Origin of the sequence: Micromonospora okii (genome assembly GCF_020884795.1) — a bacterium.
Taxonomy (GTDB): Bacteria; Actinomycetota; Actinomycetes; order Mycobacteriales; family Micromonosporaceae; genus Micromonospora; species Micromonospora okii.
Genome location: NZ_BBZF01000020.1, coordinates 87,614 through 105,931, shown reverse-complemented (window position 1 = coordinate 105,931; position 18,318 = coordinate 87,614). Strand labels below are relative to the sequence as shown.

Annotated in this window: 19 protein-coding genes; 14 read left to right on the top strand and 5 right to left on the bottom strand. The window is 73.3% G+C overall.

Going from position 1 to position 18,318, the window contains the following annotated elements; translation table 11 throughout:
• Nucleotides 1–9 precede the first annotated feature (9 nt).
• From LPU43_RS19035 to LPU43_RS19020, 4 genes are read left to right on the top strand one after another with little or no spacing between them, the layout of a single operon-like run.
• Nucleotides 10–1,308 carry an ABC transporter substrate-binding protein gene (locus tag LPU43_RS19035; protein ID WP_229401819.1) on the top strand — a complete coding sequence of 433 codons (1,299 nt, stop codon included), beginning with the start codon at nt 10–12 and terminating at the stop codon, nt 1,306–1,308.
• A gap of 60 nt (nt 1,309–1,368) precedes the next feature.
• On the top strand, nt 1,369–2,328 hold the full coding sequence (locus tag LPU43_RS19030; protein WP_229401818.1) for a carbohydrate ABC transporter permease: 960 nt from the start codon (nt 1,369–1,371) through the stop codon (nt 2,326–2,328).
• Nucleotides 2,325–3,158, top strand: coding sequence for a carbohydrate ABC transporter permease (locus tag LPU43_RS19025; RefSeq protein WP_229401817.1), 834 nt, complete (start codon nt 2,325–2,327; stop codon nt 3,156–3,158). Before LPU43_RS19030 ends, LPU43_RS19025 begins: the two co-directional genes overlap by 4 nt.
• Nucleotides 3,159–3,201: 43 nt before the next feature.
• Nucleotides 3,202–3,570 carry an L-rhamnose mutarotase gene (locus LPU43_RS19020; protein WP_229401816.1) on the top strand — a complete coding sequence of 123 codons (369 nt, stop codon included), beginning with the start codon at nt 3,202–3,204 and terminating at the stop codon, nt 3,568–3,570.
• A gap of 480 nt (nt 3,571–4,050) precedes the next feature.
• Here the strand turns inward: LPU43_RS19020 and LPU43_RS19015 are convergent, their stop codons facing one another.
• Complete coding sequence (locus LPU43_RS19015) at nt 4,051–5,181, bottom strand: mandelate racemase/muconate lactonizing enzyme family protein (protein WP_229401815.1); 1,131 nt, start codon at nt 5,179–5,181, stop codon at nt 4,051–4,053.
• A gap of 157 nt (nt 5,182–5,338) precedes the next feature.
• Between LPU43_RS19015 and LPU43_RS19010 the strand changes: the two genes are divergently transcribed.
• From LPU43_RS19010 to LPU43_RS18980, 7 genes are all read left to right on the top strand, one after another.
• Complete coding sequence (locus tag LPU43_RS19010) at nt 5,339–6,247, top strand: thiamine pyrophosphate-dependent dehydrogenase E1 component subunit alpha (RefSeq protein ID WP_229401814.1); 909 nt, start codon at nt 5,339–5,341, stop codon at nt 6,245–6,247.
• Nucleotides 6,240–7,220, top strand: a complete 981-nt coding sequence (locus LPU43_RS19005; RefSeq protein ID WP_229401813.1) for an alpha-ketoacid dehydrogenase subunit beta — start codon at nt 6,240–6,242, stop codon at nt 7,218–7,220. Before LPU43_RS19010 ends, LPU43_RS19005 begins: the two co-directional genes overlap by 8 nt.
• The gene (locus tag LPU43_RS19000) at nt 7,217–7,975 is read left to right on the top strand and encodes an SDR family NAD(P)-dependent oxidoreductase (RefSeq protein WP_229401812.1); all 759 of its coding nucleotides are present in this window, start codon (nt 7,217–7,219) and stop codon (nt 7,973–7,975) included. Before LPU43_RS19005 ends, LPU43_RS19000 begins: the two co-directional genes overlap by 4 nt.
• A 48-nt stretch (nt 7,976–8,023) precedes the next feature.
• Entirely contained in the window at nt 8,024–9,451 is a 1,428-nt protein-coding gene (locus LPU43_RS18995) for a hypothetical protein (RefSeq protein ID WP_229401811.1), read from the top strand.
• Nucleotides 9,448–9,780, top strand: coding sequence for a YciI family protein (locus LPU43_RS18990; RefSeq protein ID WP_229401810.1), 333 nt, complete (start codon nt 9,448–9,450; stop codon nt 9,778–9,780). The genes LPU43_RS18995 and LPU43_RS18990 overlap by 4 nt, the downstream gene beginning before the upstream one ends.
• A complete protein-coding gene (locus LPU43_RS18985) occupies nt 9,780–11,360 on the top strand; it encodes a hypothetical protein (RefSeq protein ID WP_229401809.1) in 1,581 nt (526 codons plus the stop codon). The genes LPU43_RS18990 and LPU43_RS18985 overlap by 1 nt, the downstream gene beginning before the upstream one ends.
• Nucleotides 11,361–11,499: 139 nt before the next feature.
• Nucleotides 11,500–11,769, top strand: a complete 270-nt coding sequence (locus LPU43_RS18980) for a GlsB/YeaQ/YmgE family stress response membrane protein (protein ID WP_229401808.1) — start codon at nt 11,500–11,502, stop codon at nt 11,767–11,769.
• An 85-nt stretch (nt 11,770–11,854) separates the two neighbouring features.
• Here LPU43_RS18980 and LPU43_RS18975 read toward each other — a convergent pair whose 3' ends face one another.
• The 4 genes from LPU43_RS18975 to LPU43_RS18960 all read right to left on the bottom strand — a co-directional run bounded on the left by LPU43_RS18975 (nt 11,855) and on the right by LPU43_RS18960 (nt 15,812).
• On the bottom strand, nt 11,855–12,631 hold the full coding sequence (locus LPU43_RS18975) for a lysoplasmalogenase family protein (protein WP_229401807.1): 777 nt from the start codon (nt 12,629–12,631) through the stop codon (nt 11,855–11,857).
• Nucleotides 12,628–13,455, bottom strand: a complete 828-nt coding sequence (locus LPU43_RS18970) for a sterol desaturase family protein (protein ID WP_229401806.1) — start codon at nt 13,453–13,455, stop codon at nt 12,628–12,630. Before LPU43_RS18970 ends, LPU43_RS18975 begins: the two co-directional genes overlap by 4 nt.
• Complete coding sequence (locus LPU43_RS18965) at nt 13,452–14,183, bottom strand: FadR/GntR family transcriptional regulator (protein WP_229401805.1); 732 nt, start codon at nt 14,181–14,183, stop codon at nt 13,452–13,454. Before LPU43_RS18965 ends, LPU43_RS18970 begins: the two co-directional genes overlap by 4 nt.
• A gap of 129 nt (nt 14,184–14,312) precedes the next feature.
• Nucleotides 14,313–15,812, bottom strand: a complete 1,500-nt coding sequence (locus LPU43_RS18960; RefSeq protein WP_229401804.1) for an NAD(P)/FAD-dependent oxidoreductase — start codon at nt 15,810–15,812, stop codon at nt 14,313–14,315.
• Nucleotides 15,813–15,952: 140 nt separating this feature from the next.
• On the opposite strand from LPU43_RS18960, the gene LPU43_RS18955 reads away from it, so the two are divergent.
• From LPU43_RS18955 to LPU43_RS18945, 3 genes are all read left to right on the top strand, one after another.
• A complete protein-coding gene (locus tag LPU43_RS18955; protein ID WP_229401803.1) occupies nt 15,953–17,179 on the top strand; it encodes a hypothetical protein in 1,227 nt (408 codons plus the stop codon).
• Nucleotides 17,180–17,281: 102 nt separating this feature from the next.
• A complete protein-coding gene (locus LPU43_RS18950; RefSeq protein WP_229401802.1) occupies nt 17,282–17,593 on the top strand; it encodes a hypothetical protein in 312 nt (103 codons plus the stop codon).
• A gap of 87 nt (nt 17,594–17,680) precedes the next feature.
• Complete coding sequence (locus LPU43_RS18945) at nt 17,681–18,313, top strand: lipoprotein (protein WP_229401801.1); 633 nt, start codon at nt 17,681–17,683, stop codon at nt 18,311–18,313.
• The last annotated feature ends 5 nt before the right edge of the window (nt 18,314–18,318 follow it).

Below are 18,318 nucleotides of genomic sequence, written 5' to 3'. Positions count from 1 at the left end.
AGCTTTCCGATGTTTCGACGGAGATTGGCCGGCGTCCTCGCCGCCGGCGTGGCGACAGCCGCGCTGCTGACCGGATGCGGGGGCGACGACGCCACCGCCGACGGCCCGGTCACCCTGAAGGTGCTGACCTGGGAGCCGGGCGGCACCGAGTACTGGAAGCAGGTCAAGACCACCTTCGAGGCCGGTCACCCGGACATCAAGCTGGAGATGCAGTCCGTCCCGTTCGACAAGTACCCCGAGGTGCAGGGCCCCTACATCACCTCGCAGTCCGGGCCGGACGTGATGGCCAACAACGCCGGGCTGGAGCTGTTCGACCGGCGCAACGCGTACGTGCCGCTGGGCGCCAAGGCCGCCGAGATCAACAAGGACCTGGTCACCTACAGCGGGGCGTGCGAGGGCTTCGACACGAGCAAGCCCTGCTACGGCGTGCCCTTCTCCTACCAGGGCAACGTCCTCTACTACAACAAGGCCGTCCTCACCGCCGCCGGGCTGGACCCGGAGAAGCCCCCGGCGACGTGGGACGAGTTCGGCGCGGCCTGCGAGGCGGTGAAGAAGTCCGGCAAGACCTGCCTGGCGCTCGGGCTGTCCGGCACCTTCCCGGCGTACTGGGACTTCCCGGAGATCGCCCGCAACTACCTCACCGAGGAGGACGTGCGCGCCCTGCTCGCCGGCAAGCTGTCCTGGAAGGACCCGAAGCTCGTCGCCGTGCTGGAGAAGCTCGCCGAGATCACCACGAAGGGCTGGACCAACAAGAACGCCCCGTCGATCACGATGCTCCCCGACGGCGCGGACATCTTCCAGCGCGGTGACGCCGCGTTCGCCGGCACCATCATCTCCGACGCGGTGAACTGGGAGGCGTTCGGCAAGGCCCTCGGCGACGACAAACTCGGCGTCACCCGGTGGCCGGCGATCGACCCGGCCGCCCCGCTGGCGCAGAAGTTCTCCGGCATCGAGGGCGCCGTCTACGGCGTCACCCAGTGGAGCAAGAAGAAGGAAGCCGGCCTGGAGTTCATCACCTGGCTCGCCGGCAAGGAGAACGGCGAGCTGTGGGTCAAGCACGCCAAGGGCCAGCCGCTGAACAAGAACGTCGACAAGGCGCTGCTGCCCTCGTCGCCGGCCTTCCTGAAGATCCAGGAGTTCGTGGCCGCCCCCACCCTGCACGCCGGGGTGATGCTCTCCGGCCCCGAGGCCGACGCCCTGGCCCGCGGCTGGCAGCAGGTCACCCTCGGCCAGCTCACCGTCGACAAGTGGGCCGACCAGATGCAGCAGGCGCTGGAGCGCAGCCCCACGAAGAAGCAGACCAAGTAGCCACCCCGGGCGGGGCGATCCGACGTCGCCCCGCCCGGCCAGCCCGGGGGAGGAACCCTGATGACGATCTCCACCGCGCCGGTGGCGGAGCCGGCGGCCGCCGACGCCCCGACCGCGCCGGCCCGCCCGCCGCGCCGGCCGGCGCACGCCCGGGAGTGGTGGCTCGGCGCCGCGCTGGTGCTGCCCGCGCTCGTCCTGGCCCTGCTGTTCAAGGTGGTGCCCCTGGTCCGGGGCGTGATCACCAGCTTCGAGTCGTCCAGCGGGTTCGGCGGCAGCGAGTTCGCCGGTGCCGACAACTACACCCGGATGTTCGACGACCCGATGGTCCTCACCAGCTTCCGCAACGCCCTGCTGGTGGTGGCCACCCTGCCGGTGTGGATCGTGGTCCCGCTGGTGCTGGCGCTGCTCATCCACCAGCGCGCCCCGGGCTGGAAGTTCTTCCGGGCCGTCTACTTCGTCCCGTACACGATCGCGCCCATCGTCGTCGGCATCATGTTCCGGCAGATCCTCTCCCCGGACGGGCCCGTCAACGCCCTGCTGCGCGGCGTCGGGCTGGAGCCGCTGGCGATCGAGTGGCTCAACGGCCGCAACAGCGCGTTGTTCTCGCTGGTCGCCGTCGCCCTGTGGAGCTTCTTCGGGCTCGGCGTGATGACGTACCTCGCCGGCCTGGCCACCATCCCCGAGGAGACCCTGGAGGCCGCGTACCTCGACGGGGCCGGCTTCTTCCGGCGGCTGTGGTCGGTGGTCGTGCCGATGCTGCGGCCCACCGTGGCGTACTGGAGCGTGCTCTGCGCCTCCGGGGTGCTCATCTGGCTGTTCCCGCTGATCTACGCGCTGACCCAGGGCGGGCCGGGTGACGCCACCATGCTCCCCGAGTACCTGGTCTTCCTCACCACCTTCCAGTTCCTGGACCGTGGCTACGGCTCGGCCATCGGCATCGCCCTGTTCGTCTTCGTCGCCCTGCTGTCGATCTTCAGCGTGCGGCACATGTTCACAGAGGGGACCCGCAAGCCGCGATGAACGCGCGCCACTCCGCCCGCATCGGGCGCTACCTGCTGACGTTCGCGCTGGTCGTCGTCGCCGTCGCGGCCGTCTACCCGCTGCTGTTCACCGTGGTCAGCTCGCTGAAGACGCAGTCGGGCTTCGCCAACGACCCGCTGGGCCTGCCCGCCGGCATCACCCTGGACAACTACCTCGAGGCGTTCCGCCGGATGGACATGCCCCGGCTGCTGCTCAACTCGCTGATCACCACGCTCGGCGGGCTGGTGCTGTCGGTGCTCGCCGCGCTGCTCGTCGCGTACGCGGTGACGAAGCTGCGCTTCCGGGGCGGGAAGGTGGTCTTCCTGCTGATCATCGTGACGCTGACCATCCCGAGCCAGGCGATCATCTACCCGCTCTACCAGACGGTGCTGGACCTGGGCATGTCCGGGGAGTACCAGGGCCTGATCCTCGCGTACGCGGCGTTCGGGCTGCCACTGGGCACGTACCAGCTCGCCGGGTACTTCCAGCAGGTGCCCGACGAGCTGATCGAGGCGGCCCGGGTCGACGGCGCGGGGCACCTGACCATCCTGTTCCGGCTGCTCGCCCCGATCGCCACCCCGGCCCTGGCCGCGCTGGCCATCTTCAACTTCGTCTGGATGTGGAACGACCTGCTGCTGCCCCTGGTCATCATGGGCGGCTCGGACAGCAAGACCCTCATGGTCGGCGTCTCCCTGCTCAGCGGCCAGTACGACGTGTCGGTGCCGCTGGTCAGCGCCGGCCTGATCGTCGCCCTGCTGCCGGTGCTGGTCATCTACCTGGTCTTCCAGCGGCAGCTCGTCGCCGGCGCGCTCGCCGGCTCCGGCAAGTGACGGATCTGGGCCGAGCGGCGGGACCGGCCCGGCGGGGCGCGCGGTGAGCGCGACCGCCGGGCCGGGGGAGCAGGTCTGTCACCTGTACCGGCTGCGCCCCGGCGCGGAGGCCGAGTACGAGCGCCGCCACGCCGAGCTGTGGCCGGAGATGGCCGCCCTGCTCGACGAGGCGGGCATCTACGACTACGCCATCTACCGGCGCGACCTGCTGCTGATCTGCGTGCTGCGCACCCGGTGGGGCTTCGCCCACGCGGCGGCGGTCACCGGCTGCTCCGACGTGCAGGCCCGCTGGACGGCGTCGCTGGCCCACCTGTTCGCCGAGATCGCCGACGCCGACGGCGAGCCACTGTGGGCGCACCGCGTCTTCCACCATTCCGGTCACCCGCCCATCCATGAGGGCGCGCGAGCCTGATCAGTTGGCCGGTCGGGGCCGTCCGACGCGTTCGCCGCGTCGACCGCAGTTCCTCGGCTCGAGTTTCGCCGCCCTGCCACCCCGCCTTCTCACCGCCTTTGCTCTGCACCCGGATACGCAACAGTGACGCTCGGTCATCGTGCTGCGGCTGGCGGCGCTATCGTCGTCCCTGGTCAACGTCCTGTTGCGTATGTGGGTGCAGAGCAAAGGAGGCGCCTGGGGTCGGTGGTGGGGCAGCTTCGGATACCCACCGTGATCGCTGACGGTGCCACCGTTCCGGGTGGCCACTGCTGATCCGGCCTCCATGTCGCCGACGTCGCGCGGTCAGCGGCGAATGAAGGCGCAATGTCGCCGACATGGAGCCGGATCAAGGGCTGACGCGCGGCGATCCGACGTCGCCGGGACGCGACCGCGCGAGGCGTACCCGAAGTGCCTTCTCCGCTGCCGCGACCGGCCGCCTGCACGACCCCTGCGCCGCCCTTACACCGCGTACGCGATGGAGCCGTCGGCGCGCAGGGGGATGCGGGTCAGCGGCCGGCCCGTCAGGTCCAGCGGGGTGGGGTCGGCCAGGTCGAGGGTGACGCCCAGCCCGGGGGCCTGCGGCACGGGCAGGAACCCGCCCTCGCGGCGCACGCAGGCGCGGGCGGGGCCGTCGGCGAGCTGGTCGTCCAGGGGGGAGTACTCCTGGGTGACGAAGTTCGGGATGGCCGCGTCGAGGTGCGCGGAGGCCATGGTCAGCAGCGGGCCGAGGCAGTTGTGGGTGACCACGGCGGCGTGGTGCGCCTCGGCCAGCGCGGCGATCTTGCGCCCGTGGCTGAGCCCGCCGGCCAGCCCGATGTCGGGCCGCACGTACTGCGCGCCGCCCTGGGCCAGCAGCTCCTTGAACTCCCAGATGGTGTGCAGCCGCTCCCCGTTGGCCATCGGCACGCCCAGCGCCCGCCGGGCCACCTCGGCCTGGCTGCTGACGCTGTCGATCTGGATGGGGTCCTCCACCATCAGCGGGTGGTGCCGGGCGAGCGCGGGCACGACCGCCTCGGCCTGCAACGGGGTGAGCTTGCGGTGCAGTTCGATCAGCAGGTCGACGTCGGGGCCGACGGTGTCGCGCACGGCCGCCGTGGTGGCCTCGGTCTCGGTGACGAGGCGCGCCTGCGACAGGTCGCCGTAGTTCGCCGGCAGCGGGTCGAACTTCACGGCGGTGAAGCCGTCGGCGACGGCGGCGGCGGCCTGGGCGGCGAGGGCGTCGGCCCCGGTGCCCCCGAGCAGCAGGTGCAGCCGGATGCGGTCGCGGACCCGCCCGCCGAGGAGCTGCCACACCGGCACGCCGAGCCGCCTGCCGAGCAGGTCCCACAGGGCCAGGTCGACGGCGGAGACGGCGGCGGTGAGCACCGAGCCGCGGAACGGCCCCATCCGGTAGAGGTGGTGCCAGTGGTGCTCGATGCGGTCGGCGTCGGCCCCGAGCAGGTACGGCCGGAACGTCTCCACCACGGCGTGCACCGCCGTCGGGTATCCCCAGCAGGCGGACTGGCCGACCCCGGTCGTCCCGTCCGACGTGCGCAGCGCGACGAAGTGCGCGTCGCCGCGCACCACCGACTCCACCCCGACGATCTCCATGCCCGCTCCCCAAATTAGAGACCAATAACGGCCACAAACTTGCTTGTGCACTCTTCCATAGCCTTGGACTGCTGGTCTAGGCTCCACAACCAACGAGCCGGAATAGGGCTCAATTATCTCTGGGGGTGTGATGGGGCTGCCGGACGACTATCGGCTCATGGCCCGGATCCGCCGGTTCGAGGAGCGGCTAGCCGCCCTCAAGGACGCCGGCGAGATCCCGGGTTCGATCCACCTGTGCAACGGCCAGGAGGCCATCCCGGTCGGCGCGAGCCGGGCGCTGCGCGACGGGGACTTCGTCACCGCGACCTACCGGGGCCACGGCTGGGCCGTCGCCCGGGGCGTCGACCTCGCCGGCCTCTTCGCCGAGATGATGGGGCGCGACTCGGCGCTCTGCGGCGGGCGCGCCGCCTCGCCGTACCTGTCGGACCCGGGGCGCTGGTTCGTCGGCGAGAACTCCATCGTGGGCGCCGGGGTGCCCATCGCCACCGGCGCGGCGCTCACCGCGCAGCGCACCGGCAGCGGGGCGGTGTCGGTGGTCAGCATCGGCGACGGCGCGATGAACCAGGGCAACGTGCACGAGGCGCTCAACATGGCCGCCGTGCTCGACCTGCCGCTGGTGCTGGTGGTGGAGAACAACGTCTACTCCGAGATGTCGCGCATCTCCGACATGGTGCGGGTGAAGCAGCTCGCCGAGCGCGCCCCCGCCTACGGCGTGCCCGGCCGCGTGGTCGACGGCAACGACCCCGCCGCCGTGCACGAGGCGGTCGCCGAGGCCGTGGAGCGGGCCCGCGAAGGCTCCGGCCCGTCCATCGTGGAGGCGATGACCGAGCGCCTCGTCGGCCACTACAGCGGCGACGCGCAGCACTACCGCCCGGCCGGTGAGATCGCCGCCGCCCGCCAGCGCGAGCCGCTGGCCCGCGTCCGCGCCGCCGCCGACGCCGAGCTGACCGCCCGGCTCGACGCGATCGACGCCGAGGTGGCCGCCGAGATCGAGGCCGCCGTCACCGCCGCCCGCGCCGTGCCGTACCCGGACCCGGCGACCGCCAAGGAGCACGTCTATGTCTGAGTCGCTGCGCTACATCCAGGCCGTCAACGCGGCGCTCACCTGGGCGCTCGACAGCCGCACCGACACCGTCTACTTCGGCGAGGACGTCGCGCTGCCCGGCGGGCCGTTCGGCGCCACCAAGGGGCTGCACAAGCGGTTCGGCTCCGACCGGATCTTCGACACCCCGATCTCCGAGACCGGCTTCCTCGGCATGGCCCTCGGCGCGGCCATGACCGGGCTGCGGCCGATCGCCGAGATCATGTACGCCGACTTCTCCTTCGTGGCGATGGACCAGATCGTCAACCAGATCGCCACCATCCACTACTCCAGCGCCGGCCGCTGGAAGGCCCCGCTGGTGATCCGGATGCAGCAGGGCTACTCGCCCGGGGCGTGCGCCCAGCACTCGCACTCGCCGGAGGCGTACTTCGCGCACACCGCCGGCCTGCGGGTCGCGCTGCCGGCCACCCCGGACGACGCGTACCAGATGCTGCGCACCGCCGTGGTCAGCGACGACCCGGTGGTGGTCGCCGAGGCCCGGATGCTCTACCCGACCCGGGGCCCGGTGCGCACCGACGCCCCCGTGGAGGAGATCGGCGGGGCGCGGGTCGTCCGCCCGGGGGCCGACGTCACCGTCGTCGCCTGGTCCCGGATGGTCTCGGCGGCCCTCGACGCCGCCGAGACCCTCGCCGCCGACGGCGTTGACGTCGAGGTGGTCGACCTGCGCTGGCTCAACCCGCTGGACTTCGACACGGTCGCCGCGTCGGTGGCCCGCACCGGCCGCCTCGTCGTCGCCCACGAGGCGAACCTGACCGGTGGCTTCGGCGCGGAGATCGCCGCCCGTGCCGCTGCCGAGTGCTTCGCCGACCTGCGCGCCCCGGTCGCCCGGGTCGCCGCCCCGGACGTGCCGATGCCCGCCGCCCCCGCCCTCCAGGCCGTCGTGGTGCCGGAGGCGGCGACCGTGGTCGACGCCGTGCGCCGGACGGTGCGGGCGTGAGCCACGACACCCCGCCGGCCGGCCTGCTGGCCGGCCGGCGGGTGGTGGTCGTCGGCGGCGCGTCCGGCATCGGCCTGGCCACCGTGCGGGCCGCCGCCGCAGCCGGCGCGGACGTCGCCGTGCTCGACGCCGACGCCGACGGGGCCCGGGCCGCCGCCGCGCTCGCCCGCGCCGCCGGGGCACGCGCCTGCGCGCAGTGGGTCGACGTCACCGCAGAGGCCGAGGTCGCCGCCGCGTTCGACGCCGCCGCCGACGAGCTGGGCGGCATCGACGCCGTGCTGCACGTCGCGGGCGTCATGCGCGGCCAGGGCCTGGACGTGCGCGACGTGCCCGTGGAGCTGTGGGAGCGGGTCATCGCCGTCAACCTCACCGGCCCGTTCCTGGTCGCCAAGCACGCCGCCCGGCGGCTCGGCGACGGCGGGGTGCTCGTGCTCGTCGGGTCGAAGGCGGGCGTACAGAGCGGCTCCGGCTCGGTACCCTACGGCGCGAGTAAGGGAGGGTTGCACGGTCTGTCGTTGACGCTGGCCCGACAGCTCGGTCCACAGGGGATCCGCGTGCACGCGCTCTGCCCCGGGGATATCGACACGCCGCTGATGCGGCGGTCGCTCGACGAGGCGCGGGCCAACGGCACCGACGGCGGGCGGGTCGCCGCGATAGAGGCCGCGCTGGGCCGCCCCGAGGACGTCGCCTCGGTGCTGGTCCTGCTGGCCTCGCCGGTCAGCGCCGGCCTCGCCGGCACCGTCTGCACCGGCTGAGCACCCACCCACCAGGCCAGCGGCGCGCACTACGTGGAGGCAGCAATCGTGATCGGGATCATCGGCCCGGAGGACTCGATACGGCTCGTGCGGGAGGTGGCGGAGGCCGAGGGTCGCGCGGACACGGTCACCACCCGCGTCTACAGCCGGCCGGAGCAGGCCCCCGAGCTGGCCCGGGAGCTGGACGAGGTGTGCCCGGTGCTGCTCTTCACCGGCCGCATCCCGTACGCGTTCGCCAGCGCCGCCGGGGACCTCCGGGCGGAGATCGACTACGTCCCGCACGCCGGCATCGACCTGTACCGGACGCTGTCGCGGATGCTGCTGGCCACCGGCGGGAGGCTGCCCCGGGTCAGTGTGGACACCATCGAGGCCGAGACGGTACGGGAGACCTACCACGACATCGAGGTGGCCCCGCCCACGGAGATCCTGCCGATCGCCGACTCCTCCGGGCTGCTCTTCTCCGGCCTCGACGAGATCACCGCCTACCACCGGGAACGGTACGACTCCGGGGCGGTCGAGGCGTGCCTGACCTGCCTCGGCGCGGTGCACCGCGACCTCGCCGACGCCGGCGTGCCGGTGTGGCGCGTCGAGCACACCCGCGCCTCGGTGCGCGACGCGCTGCGCCGGGCCTGGCTCGCCGCCGAGGTGCGCCAGTCCCGGGCCACCCAGATCGCCGTGATGATGGTCGATCTGGGCGCGCCCACGCACCGCGCGCAGGACCCGTACCAGGCCGAGCGGCAGCGGCTGCGGGTGCGCGAGGCGCTGCTGGAGCACGCCGAGCGGATGCGCGGCCGGCTCGCCACCGTCGACGACCGGACCATGCTGATCACCACGACCCGGGGCACCGTGGAGAGCGCCATCGCCCGGCACCGCGACGGGCACGCCTCCCTGCTCACCCTGCGCGGGGTCGACGTCGAGCACGCCGTGGGCTTCGGCGCGGGCACCACCATCGCCGCCGCCGAGGACAACGCCCGCAAGGCGCTCGCCCTGGGCCGGCACAGCGGCGACACCCACGTGGTCTTCCCCGACGGGGAGGTCTACTCCAGCCGGGAGACGGCCGTGCGGCCCCGGCTGCGGGAAACCGCCCCGGGCGTGCTGCGGGTCTCCGAGCAACTGCGCATCGGGCCGCTCTCCACCCGCCGGCTGCTGGAGGCCCTGCACCAGATCGACCCGGACCAGGTCACCGCCCGGGGTCTCGCCGACGCGTACGGGGTGGAGGCCCGCTCGGCCCGCCGGCTGCTCAAGGCCCTGCGCGCCGCCGGCTTCGCCGAGGAGGTCGGCGTGCACGTGAGCACGGGCGCGGGCCGCCCGCAGGCCGTCTACCGGGTCGCCATGCGCCGCCTGCTCGGCGCGATCGGAGCCGAGGGTCCGGAAGCCGAGCCGGGTTCGGAAGCCGAGCCGCAGCCGGAGGCCGAGCCGGGTCCGGAAGTCGAGCCAGCTCCGGAAGCCGCGCCGCAGCCGAGGGCCGGGGCGTGAGCGGCCCGGCCGGCGACCCGGGCGCGTCGCTGCGGTTCGAGCCCACGTACCTGGTCACCGCCGCCTTCGCCGCCGACGCCGCCACCCGGCGCGAACCCCACCGGGCCGCCCACCTGGCCCGCGTGCGCGCCCTGCTCGCCGACGGCACCGCCCTGGTCGCCGGGGCGCGCGCCGACCTCACCGCCTCCGTGCTGGTGCTGCGGGCCGCCGACGCGACCGCCGCCCGCGCCATCGTCGAACAGGACCCCTACTGGCGGCACGGGGTGTGGACCGCGCTCGACGTGGTCGACTACCTCGCCGCCACACCTCACACCCTCGGGAGGACATGATGTCGTCGTACCGCCAGGTCTCCGGCGTGCGGGTGCTCGACGCCGAGCACGCCCCGTACGCCGCCGGGCTGCTGCGCGAGGCGTGGGGCGACGGCGGCCCGGACGCCGTGCCGGTCCGCCTCGTTGTCGACCCGGCGCTGCCCGAGGGCGGCCACCGCGTCGACGTGCCGGAGACCGGCGAGGTCCGGCTCACCGGCGACCCGTTCGCCGGCCTGGTCTACGCCGCCCGCGACCTTCTCGCCCGCGCCACGCCCGCCGGCCTGCCGGTCGGCGCGTCCGCCGCCGCCCCCGGGCTGCCGCTGCGCACCCTGTGGACCTGGGACCACTCGACCAACTGGGACACCCGGCAGCTCGGGCAGCAGGAGATCGGCGCGCTCAACCCGTACGGCAAGTCCGCCGACGCGTTCGGCGCGGACTACCGGCGGCTGGTCGACTTCTGCAGCCGGGAGCGCATCGGCGGGATCGTCGTGTACGGGCTGCTGCGCGACGCCCACGGCGGTGTCGAGGCCGCCCGCGACCTGTGCGAGTACGCCAACGCCCGGGGCGTGCGGATCATCGCCGGGGTCGGGATCAACGCCTACGGCGGCATCTACTTCGACGGCCGGCACCGCTACAACCTGGCCACCTGGCTGCACCACCGCCCCGACCTCGCCGCCGAGCTGCCGAAGAAGGTCGGCTTCGACATCGACGAGTTCGGCGACCTGCACTTCCCGGCCAGCGACTACATGATGGCCGCCTGCCCCTCCCGGCCGGAGAACCTGGCCTGGCACCGCGACGCGATCGACTGGCTGCTGGACACCCTGCCCGTCGGCGGGATCAACTTCGAGACCGGCGACTACGGAAGCTGCGCCTGCGCCCGCTGCGCCGATCGCGCCGGGGGAGAGCGCACCTCCTGGTCGTACGAGGCGATGCGCTCGGTCTACCCGACCCTGCTGGAGACGGCCCGCCGCCCCGGCCCGGCCGGGGTGCCGCTGCGCCACCTCGTCGAGGTCTACTGGGACAACATCTTCGACCTCGACGCCCAGAAGCCCCTGGCCGACCTGCCCGACGACGTGGCGTACCAGTACTGCGTGAACCGGGCCTTCTGGTACGACCAGCGCGACCGGCTCACCGCCGAGCACGTCGGCCGGCTGCCGCACACGACGAACGTGCTGCGCACCCACGCCGGGTCGCAGTGGAACCGGCAGCGGCACTCGTGGGTGCCCGAGATGTACGCCGACATGGCCACCCGCTCCGGCGCGGCCGGGATGCGCGGGCTGACCATCTTCGCCGAGCCGTCCGCCTACCACCCGACCAACGAGATCAGCTACCTGGCGTACGCCCGGTTCTCCTGGAACCCGGAGCTGCCCTGGGCCGACTTCTGGCGCGACGACGTGGCCCCCCGGTTCGGCGGTTCGGCCGAGGCCGAGGCGTTCCGTGACGGCGCGGCCCTGCTGGACGACCCGGCGACCGACGCGGCGGCCCTGACCGCCGTGCGCGGCGACGCCCTCGCGATGGTCGCGGCCACCGGCGGCGAGGTGCAGCGCCGCTGGCTGTGGCTCGCCGAGCGGGCCGCCCGCTACGCCCACTCGGCCGGCTGAGGCGCGTTCCACCCCGCTGCGACCAGGGAAAACTTTGTGACAAACACCCCGATCGGGTTGTCATCGGTTTGGTTGCCCGGCTGACCGGGGCACTCGTGGAAGCGTCTACGACGAACGCTTTGAGAGGAACGAGTTCACCGTGGAAATCACCGGTATCTTCACCGCGATCATCATCGGCCTGATCGTCGGCGCGCTGGGCCGGCTTGTCGTGCCGGGCAAGCAGCACATTCCGATCTGGCTGACCCTGCTGATCGGTGTGGTGGCCGCGATCCTCGGCACGTTCGTCGCCGCCGCGCTCGGCGTGGACGACACGCGCGGCATCGACTGGATCGAGCTGCTCATCCAGGTCGTCTTCGCCGCGATCGGCGTCTCGATCGCAGCGGGCGCCTACGGCCGCCGCCGGCACTGACCCGCCGGCCCGCCCTGCCGCTCGCCGGCCCGCCCCACCTCGGGGCGGGCCGGCGAGCCGCGTCAGGGGTGCTCGGCGGGCCGGGTCAGGACGATCCGGCCGGACCGGACGCCGGGGTGGCCGGGACCGTCCCGGCGGGCCGGTCGGTCCGGCGGGCGGCGTCGGTCCGACCCGCCGCCGCCCACGCCGTGGTGAGCAGCAGCAGCGCGGGGATGTACGTGCCCATCACGAGCAGGCCGTGGCCGGGCAGCGTCACGCCGGCCGCGTCCACCCCGATCAGCAGGTCCGAGACGAGGAAGAGGGCCCCGCCGACCGCCGCGCGGGCCGAGACGCCGACCGCCGCCGCGGCCATCAGGCACAGCGCGAGGCTGTAGCCGAGCACCGGCAGCCGCAGGTCCCCGAGCGGCCCCCACAGCACGACGTTGGCCGCCGCCCACGCCACCAGGTACGCGACCACGGCCGCCACCCGGGGCCGCCGGTGCCGGGCGAACGCCACGATGAAGCTCACCTGCGCGCCGAGGAAGGAACCCATCCCGACCAGGAACGCGGCCTCGCCGGGCAGCAGCAGCGCCACGTCTCCGCCGGTGGCGAAGACCAGCCCGAGCGCGAAGGCGTCGAACCGCCGCCCCGCCATCCCGCCGACGTGCCGGCCCCCGGGCCCGTCGCCGCGCGGCCCCGATGAGGGCCGGTCGCCGCTTGACCCGGGCGCGGGCCCGTCGCCGCGTCGCCCCGCGCGCAGCAGCCAGAGCAGCAGCAGCGGGGCGAGCAGCGGCTTGGCCAGCCACTGGAGCACGTGCTCGTCGAGCGCCACGCCGACCAGCTCGACGGCGGCGGCCACGCCGAAGAGGGCGAGCCAGCTCATCGGGCGGGCTGCCAGCCGGGGCGGCCGAAGACGTGGCCCAGCCGGTGCCGCCACGACGTAGCCGCCCGTACGTCGGCCCAGATCGCCCCGTACTCGTGGGTCGCCACCCGCAGCGGGTTGTAGGTGGCGATGTTCTTCGTCAGCCCGTACCGGACGGGGGCGCGCTCCGGGGCGAAGGTGCCGAACAGCCGGTCCCAGACGATGAGGATGCCGCCGTAGTTGCGGTCCAGGTACTCGGCGTTCGCCCCGTGGTGGACCCGGTGGTGCGACGGGGTGTTGAACACCCACTCGATCGGCCGGGGCAGCGTCCGGACCCGCTCGGTGTGCAGGAAGAACTGGTACAGGAGGCTGACCGACTGCTGGAGGAAGATCATCCACGGGGGAATGCCGAGCAGGGCCAGGGCCAGCCAGAACGGGAGCGTCGTCATCGGCGTCCAGCTCTGCCGCAGCGCCGTCGACAGGTTGTAGAACGTGCTGGAGTGGTGCACGACGTGACCCGCCCAGAAGAGGCGCACCTCGTGGTGGGTGCGGTGGAACCAGTAGTAGGCCAGGTCGTCGGCGAAGAACAGCAGCACCCAGGTCCAGACGCTGGTGGGGGAGAGCTGCACCGGGGCGACGGTCCACGCGGCGGCGTAGAGGCCGATCGTGAGCAGCTTCCAGGGGAAGCCGATGACCTGGCTGCCCGCGCCCATGGTGAGGCTGGTGGTGGTGTCGCGCAGCTCGTAGCCGCGTTCGTCGTCGTCGGGGGCGAACCGGTAGGACAGCGCCTCCACGACGATGAGCAGCAGAAACGCGGGCACGGCGTAGAGCACGGCGGGGATCATGCTCGGCATTCCCTTCCGGGGGCGGTGGTGGGGGTGGGGGTGGTGAGGGCGGCGGTGAGCAGGGCGCGGGCCTGTTCGGCGGCGACGTCGCCCCGGCCGGCGGCGACGGCCCCGGCGAGCCGGCGGTGCCCGGCGACGTCGAGCAGCTCGGCGGCGTGCCGCTGCGGGGGCATCGCGCCGACGGCGAGCGCGCCGGCGACCAGGCTGTTGAAACTCAGCAGGTACGCCGTGTTGCCCGAGCCGCGCACGACGTGCCGCCACAGGGCGATGTTGGCCTCGGCCATCCGGGGCAGGTCGGGCGCGAGCGCGGCGTACTCCTCGGCGGCGCGGACGACGGTCTCCCGCGTCGCCGCGTCGGCCCGCTCGGCGCAGAGCCGGGCCGCGTCGACGCCGACGCAGGCCCGCATCTCCAGCATGTCCCGCACGAGCGTGTCGACCGGCAGGGCGTCGCCGGAGCGGACCAGCGACAGCGCCAGGTCGAGCCCGGCGTGCACCCGCCAGTCCAGCACCCGGGTCGCGCCGCCCTGGCTGACCTGCACCAGGCCGAGCTGTTGCAGCCGGCGCAGCGCCTCCCGCACGGCGTGCCGGTTCACCGCGAACCCGGCGGCCAGCTCCCGCTCGCCGGGCAGCGTGTCGCCGGGCCGATACGCGCCGCTGACGACGGCATCCCGAAGCTGCCCGAAGACGTGATCGGAGACGGAGACCCGGGGAACGGGAACGAAGACCATGCGCAGCAGTGTGGCCCCGCTCACATCAACCCGTCAACTGGTTGGACCACCCTCTCCTGCCGCCTCCTGCTCGCGTTGATCAAGAGGTTTGCGTCGAACCCGGCCTCGCTCCTGACGGAAACCTCTTGATCAACGGGGGGAGAGGGAGGGGCGGGAGGGGAGGACCGGGGCGTCGCGGCCCGTGCCCCGGCGGCCGTCCCCGTCGCCGGTCCGCTGCTCGTGGTAGTCCTGCTCGACGTTGACCGACCACACGTCGTGGGCCGTACCGTGGGCGACGTTCTCCGCCGTGAGCATCGCGGTCAGCATCGAGTGGTCCTGGTTGTTGTAGCGGTGCATCCCGTTGCGCCCGACGGGGTGCAGGTTCGGCGTCTCCCGCGCCAGCCAGCCGCGGAGCACGTCGACGTTGCGCTGGTAGCGCTCGTCGTACACCGGGTACGCCTTCGGCATCCGCACCACGTGCCCCGCCTCCACGCAGTCCGGCGCGACCAGGCCCAGCCCCTCCAACTCGGCGGTGGCCAGCCGGACCAGCTCCGCGTCGGAGCGCCGCCACATGTCGTCGTCCTCGAAGACGAAGTACTCCAGGCCCAGGCAGGTGCGACCGTCCTTGACCAGGTACGGCGACCAGGAGCCGAAGTTCTGGATGCGCCCCACCCGCACCCCCGGGTCGTGCACGTAGATCCAGTTGTCGGGGAACGAGAACTCCTCCGGCACCACCAGCGCCACCGTCAGGAAGTCCCGGTAACGCAGGTCGGCGGCGCAGGCCAGCACCTCCGGCGGGGCCGGCGGGTCCAGCGCCGCCACCAGCTCCGAGATCGGCATCGAGGAGACGACGTGCGCGGCCTCCTCCCGCCGCACGCCGTCCGGGCCGGCGACCGTCACGCCGGTGACCCGCCGTCCTGCCGGGTCGCGGTGCACCGCCCGGACGCGGGTGCCCGTGCGGACCGTCCCGCCGCGCTCCCGGACCCGCTCGGCGCAACGCTCCCACATCATCCCCGGCCCGAACTTCGGGTACTGGAACTCCTCGATCAGGCTGGTCACGTCCCTGCGGTTGCGCCGGGGCAGCAGCGCGGCGAGCACCGCCCGCGACAGCGACAGGTTCTTGATCCGCTGCGCCGCCCAGTCGGCCTGCAACCGGTCGGCCGGCATTCCCCAGACCTTCTCCGTGTACGTCTTGAAGAAGATCGAGTACAGCCGCCAGCCGAAGCGCGCCGACACCCAGCCCTCGAAGTGCGACTGGTCCCTCGGCGGGCGCAGCCGCGCCCGGCCGTACGAGGCCATGCAGCGCGTCGCCTCCCACAGGCCCAGGTTGCGCAGCGCGTTGCGGGCGTTCAGCGGGTAGTCGTAGAGCCCGCCCCGGTAGAAGATCCGGCTCATCCGGGGGCGGAGCAGGAAGTCCTCGTCGGGCAGGATCTCGTGCCAGAACGCCTCCACCCGGGACACCTTCGTGAAGAAGCGGTGCCCGCCGATGTCGAAGCGCCACCCGTCGCGCTCCACGGTCCGGCTGATGCCGCCCATCACGTCGTCGGCCTCGTACACCCGCACGGGCTCGCCGTGCCGCAGCAGCTCGTACGCCGCGGTCAGCCCGGCCGGGCCCGCGCCGATGACCACCGTGCCGGCTTCTGCGCCCATGCCCGTGCCCCCCGTGATTGCCGAACGAGGCACCGCCCTTACCCGCTGCGTCCCGAATCTCACCTGCCGACGCGCCCGGGTGTGAACCGGTCGAAAGCGGGAAGATCCGGCCGGGCGCGGACGAGTCGGGGGACCAGCGGATGAGCCAGGGGCGCGGGGCCGCCGACGACCGGCCGACCGGCGTACGCGGCTGGCCGGGCCGGGCCAGGAGGGCCGCCGCCCGGGTGCCGGCCCCCTGGGGGTACGTGCTGGCGGTCTTCGCCGGCTCGAAGCTCGCGCTGTCGCTGGTCGGCGTGATCGCGCTGACCGCCTGGGACGGCGTGCCCGGGGCGCCCCCGCCCGACGAGGCGATGATGCGCGACCAGCAGCACGCCGCCTCGCCGTACCGCTGGGTCTCGCTCTGGTTCGCCTGGGACTCCTTCCTCTACGACCACCTGGCCCGCCGGCCGCTCGCCGGGTGGGACGAGTTCGCCTTCCCGCTGCTCTACCCGTTCCTGGCCCGGCCGGTCGCGGCGCTGTTCGGCGGCGACACCGCCCTGGCGCTGCTGCTCGTCGCCAACGTCGCCTTCCTGTTCCAGCTCTACTACGCCCACCGGCTCGGGGAGCTGCTCACCGGCGACGACGCGACGGCCCGGCGCTTCGTGCGGTACCTGCTGCTCCTGCCCGTCGCGTTCCTGTTCCAGGCGGCGCTGACCGAGTCGCTCTTCCTCTGCCTCGCCCTCGCCGCCTTCCACCTCGCCGAGCGGCGGCGATGGCTGCTCGTCGGCGTGGTCGGCTTCTTCCTCGCGCTGAGCCGATCGGTCGGCTTCCTCGTCGTCGTGCCCCTCGCCCTGGTCCTGCTCCGCCAGCACAGCTACCGCCTGAACGCACGCGCCCTGCTGCGGTACGCGCGCCTCGGCTGGCCGCTGGCGCTCCTGCCCGCCGGGTGGCTCACCTTCATGGCGTTCGCCGCGTGGCGGACGGGGGACTGGTTCGCCTACCAGCACGCCCAGGAACGCGGCTGGGGCATCCGGGTGCAGGACCCGCTCTGGGTGGCGTACCACGGGCTGACCGGCGGCTCGGCCGCCGACGCCGCGCGGGTCTGGCTGGCCGTGGCCGTCGTGGCGGTCGTCGCCGCCGGCTACCGCCGCGCCGAGCTGCCGTACCTCGTCTACACGCTGATCGTGGTCCTCGTGCCGCTGTCGATGGGGCCACCGGTGTACAAGAGCCTGCTGCGCTACCTGCTCGCCGCGTTCCCCGTCGGGCTCGTCCTGGCCCGGTGGGCCCGCCACGCCACGGCCGACACCTGGCTCACCGCCGCGTTAGCCCTGCTCCAGGGCGCCCTGTTCGTGGTCTGGCTGACCTACTGGACGCACTTCGTCATCTGAGGCCCCCGCTGCGAGGTGTGATCAACGACGCGTCGCGAGAGTGGTTTACTCGGCCTCGGAAGGGTGAACCTTGAGGGGAAGCGACGACGAGAGGGGTCCCCCGTGTCCGGCACGACACACCACCGGTCCAGTCACGACGCGGTCGCACCGAGCGACGTGACGGACACGCTGCTGTGGCGCCTGGCGTACGACGTCGCCGAGGCGCACCAGCCCGACGAACACGGCCGCTGCCCGAACCTGCTCTGCGAGCACCAGCCGGCCCCCTGCGCCCCGCTGGCCAACGCCGAGCGCGCCATGCGGCTGTCCCGGGGCGGCGCCGACGCCGCCCCGCAGCGGTCCGCCTACCACCCGTTCCCCGCTCCGGCCCAGGCCACGCGCCGGTCCCTCGACGAGCGGGGCCGCGAGGCCGCCTGACCGTCACCGTCTCGATCGTCCCCGACGGGTGATGGGTTAGCATCCGTCGGCCGCAGCACCGGCGGCGCCGACACGACGGGGGCAACGATGTTCCGACGGGTGGCCGTACTGGCCGCACTCACTCTCACCGCGACGGCCGGCTGCGCCGAGAAGACGGAGCCCGCGGCGTCGCCTTCGCCCGCGCCGTCGGCCAGCGCGAGCGCGTCGCCGGTCGCGGGCGGCGCGCCCTGGTACGACGAGGTCGCCCCGGCGGCGGCCGGCACCACGGTCGGCCCCGAGGGCAGCGCCTGCCCGCTGCCGATGACCTTCTCGGTGCCGCCGAAGTGGAAGGTGGAGGCGGTCAAGGTAGCCGACGCCAAGATCGGCCCCGCCCTGATGCTCTGCGAGATCGACGCGAAGCCGGCCGGGCACATCGGCTTCCTGCGGGTGTGGCGCATCGAGGGCGCCAAGCCGTTGGACCCGCAGGTCACGGTGGACAAGTACATCGCCGGGTACGGCAAGGAGGCCAAGGAGAAGCAGTACCGCCGGACCAAGGCCGGCTCGCTGGACGCGTACGAGGCGACCTGGATCGAGGAGGACGGCAGCCGGGAGCGGGCACTCGTGGTCTCCACCCTGTACGGCCGGGTCATGCTCAGCCTGGAGAGCGCGGGCGACGACGAGTTCGCGGCGATGCTCCCGGCGTACCTGTCGGCGAAGTCGACCGCGGCCCTGCCGAAGTAACCCGC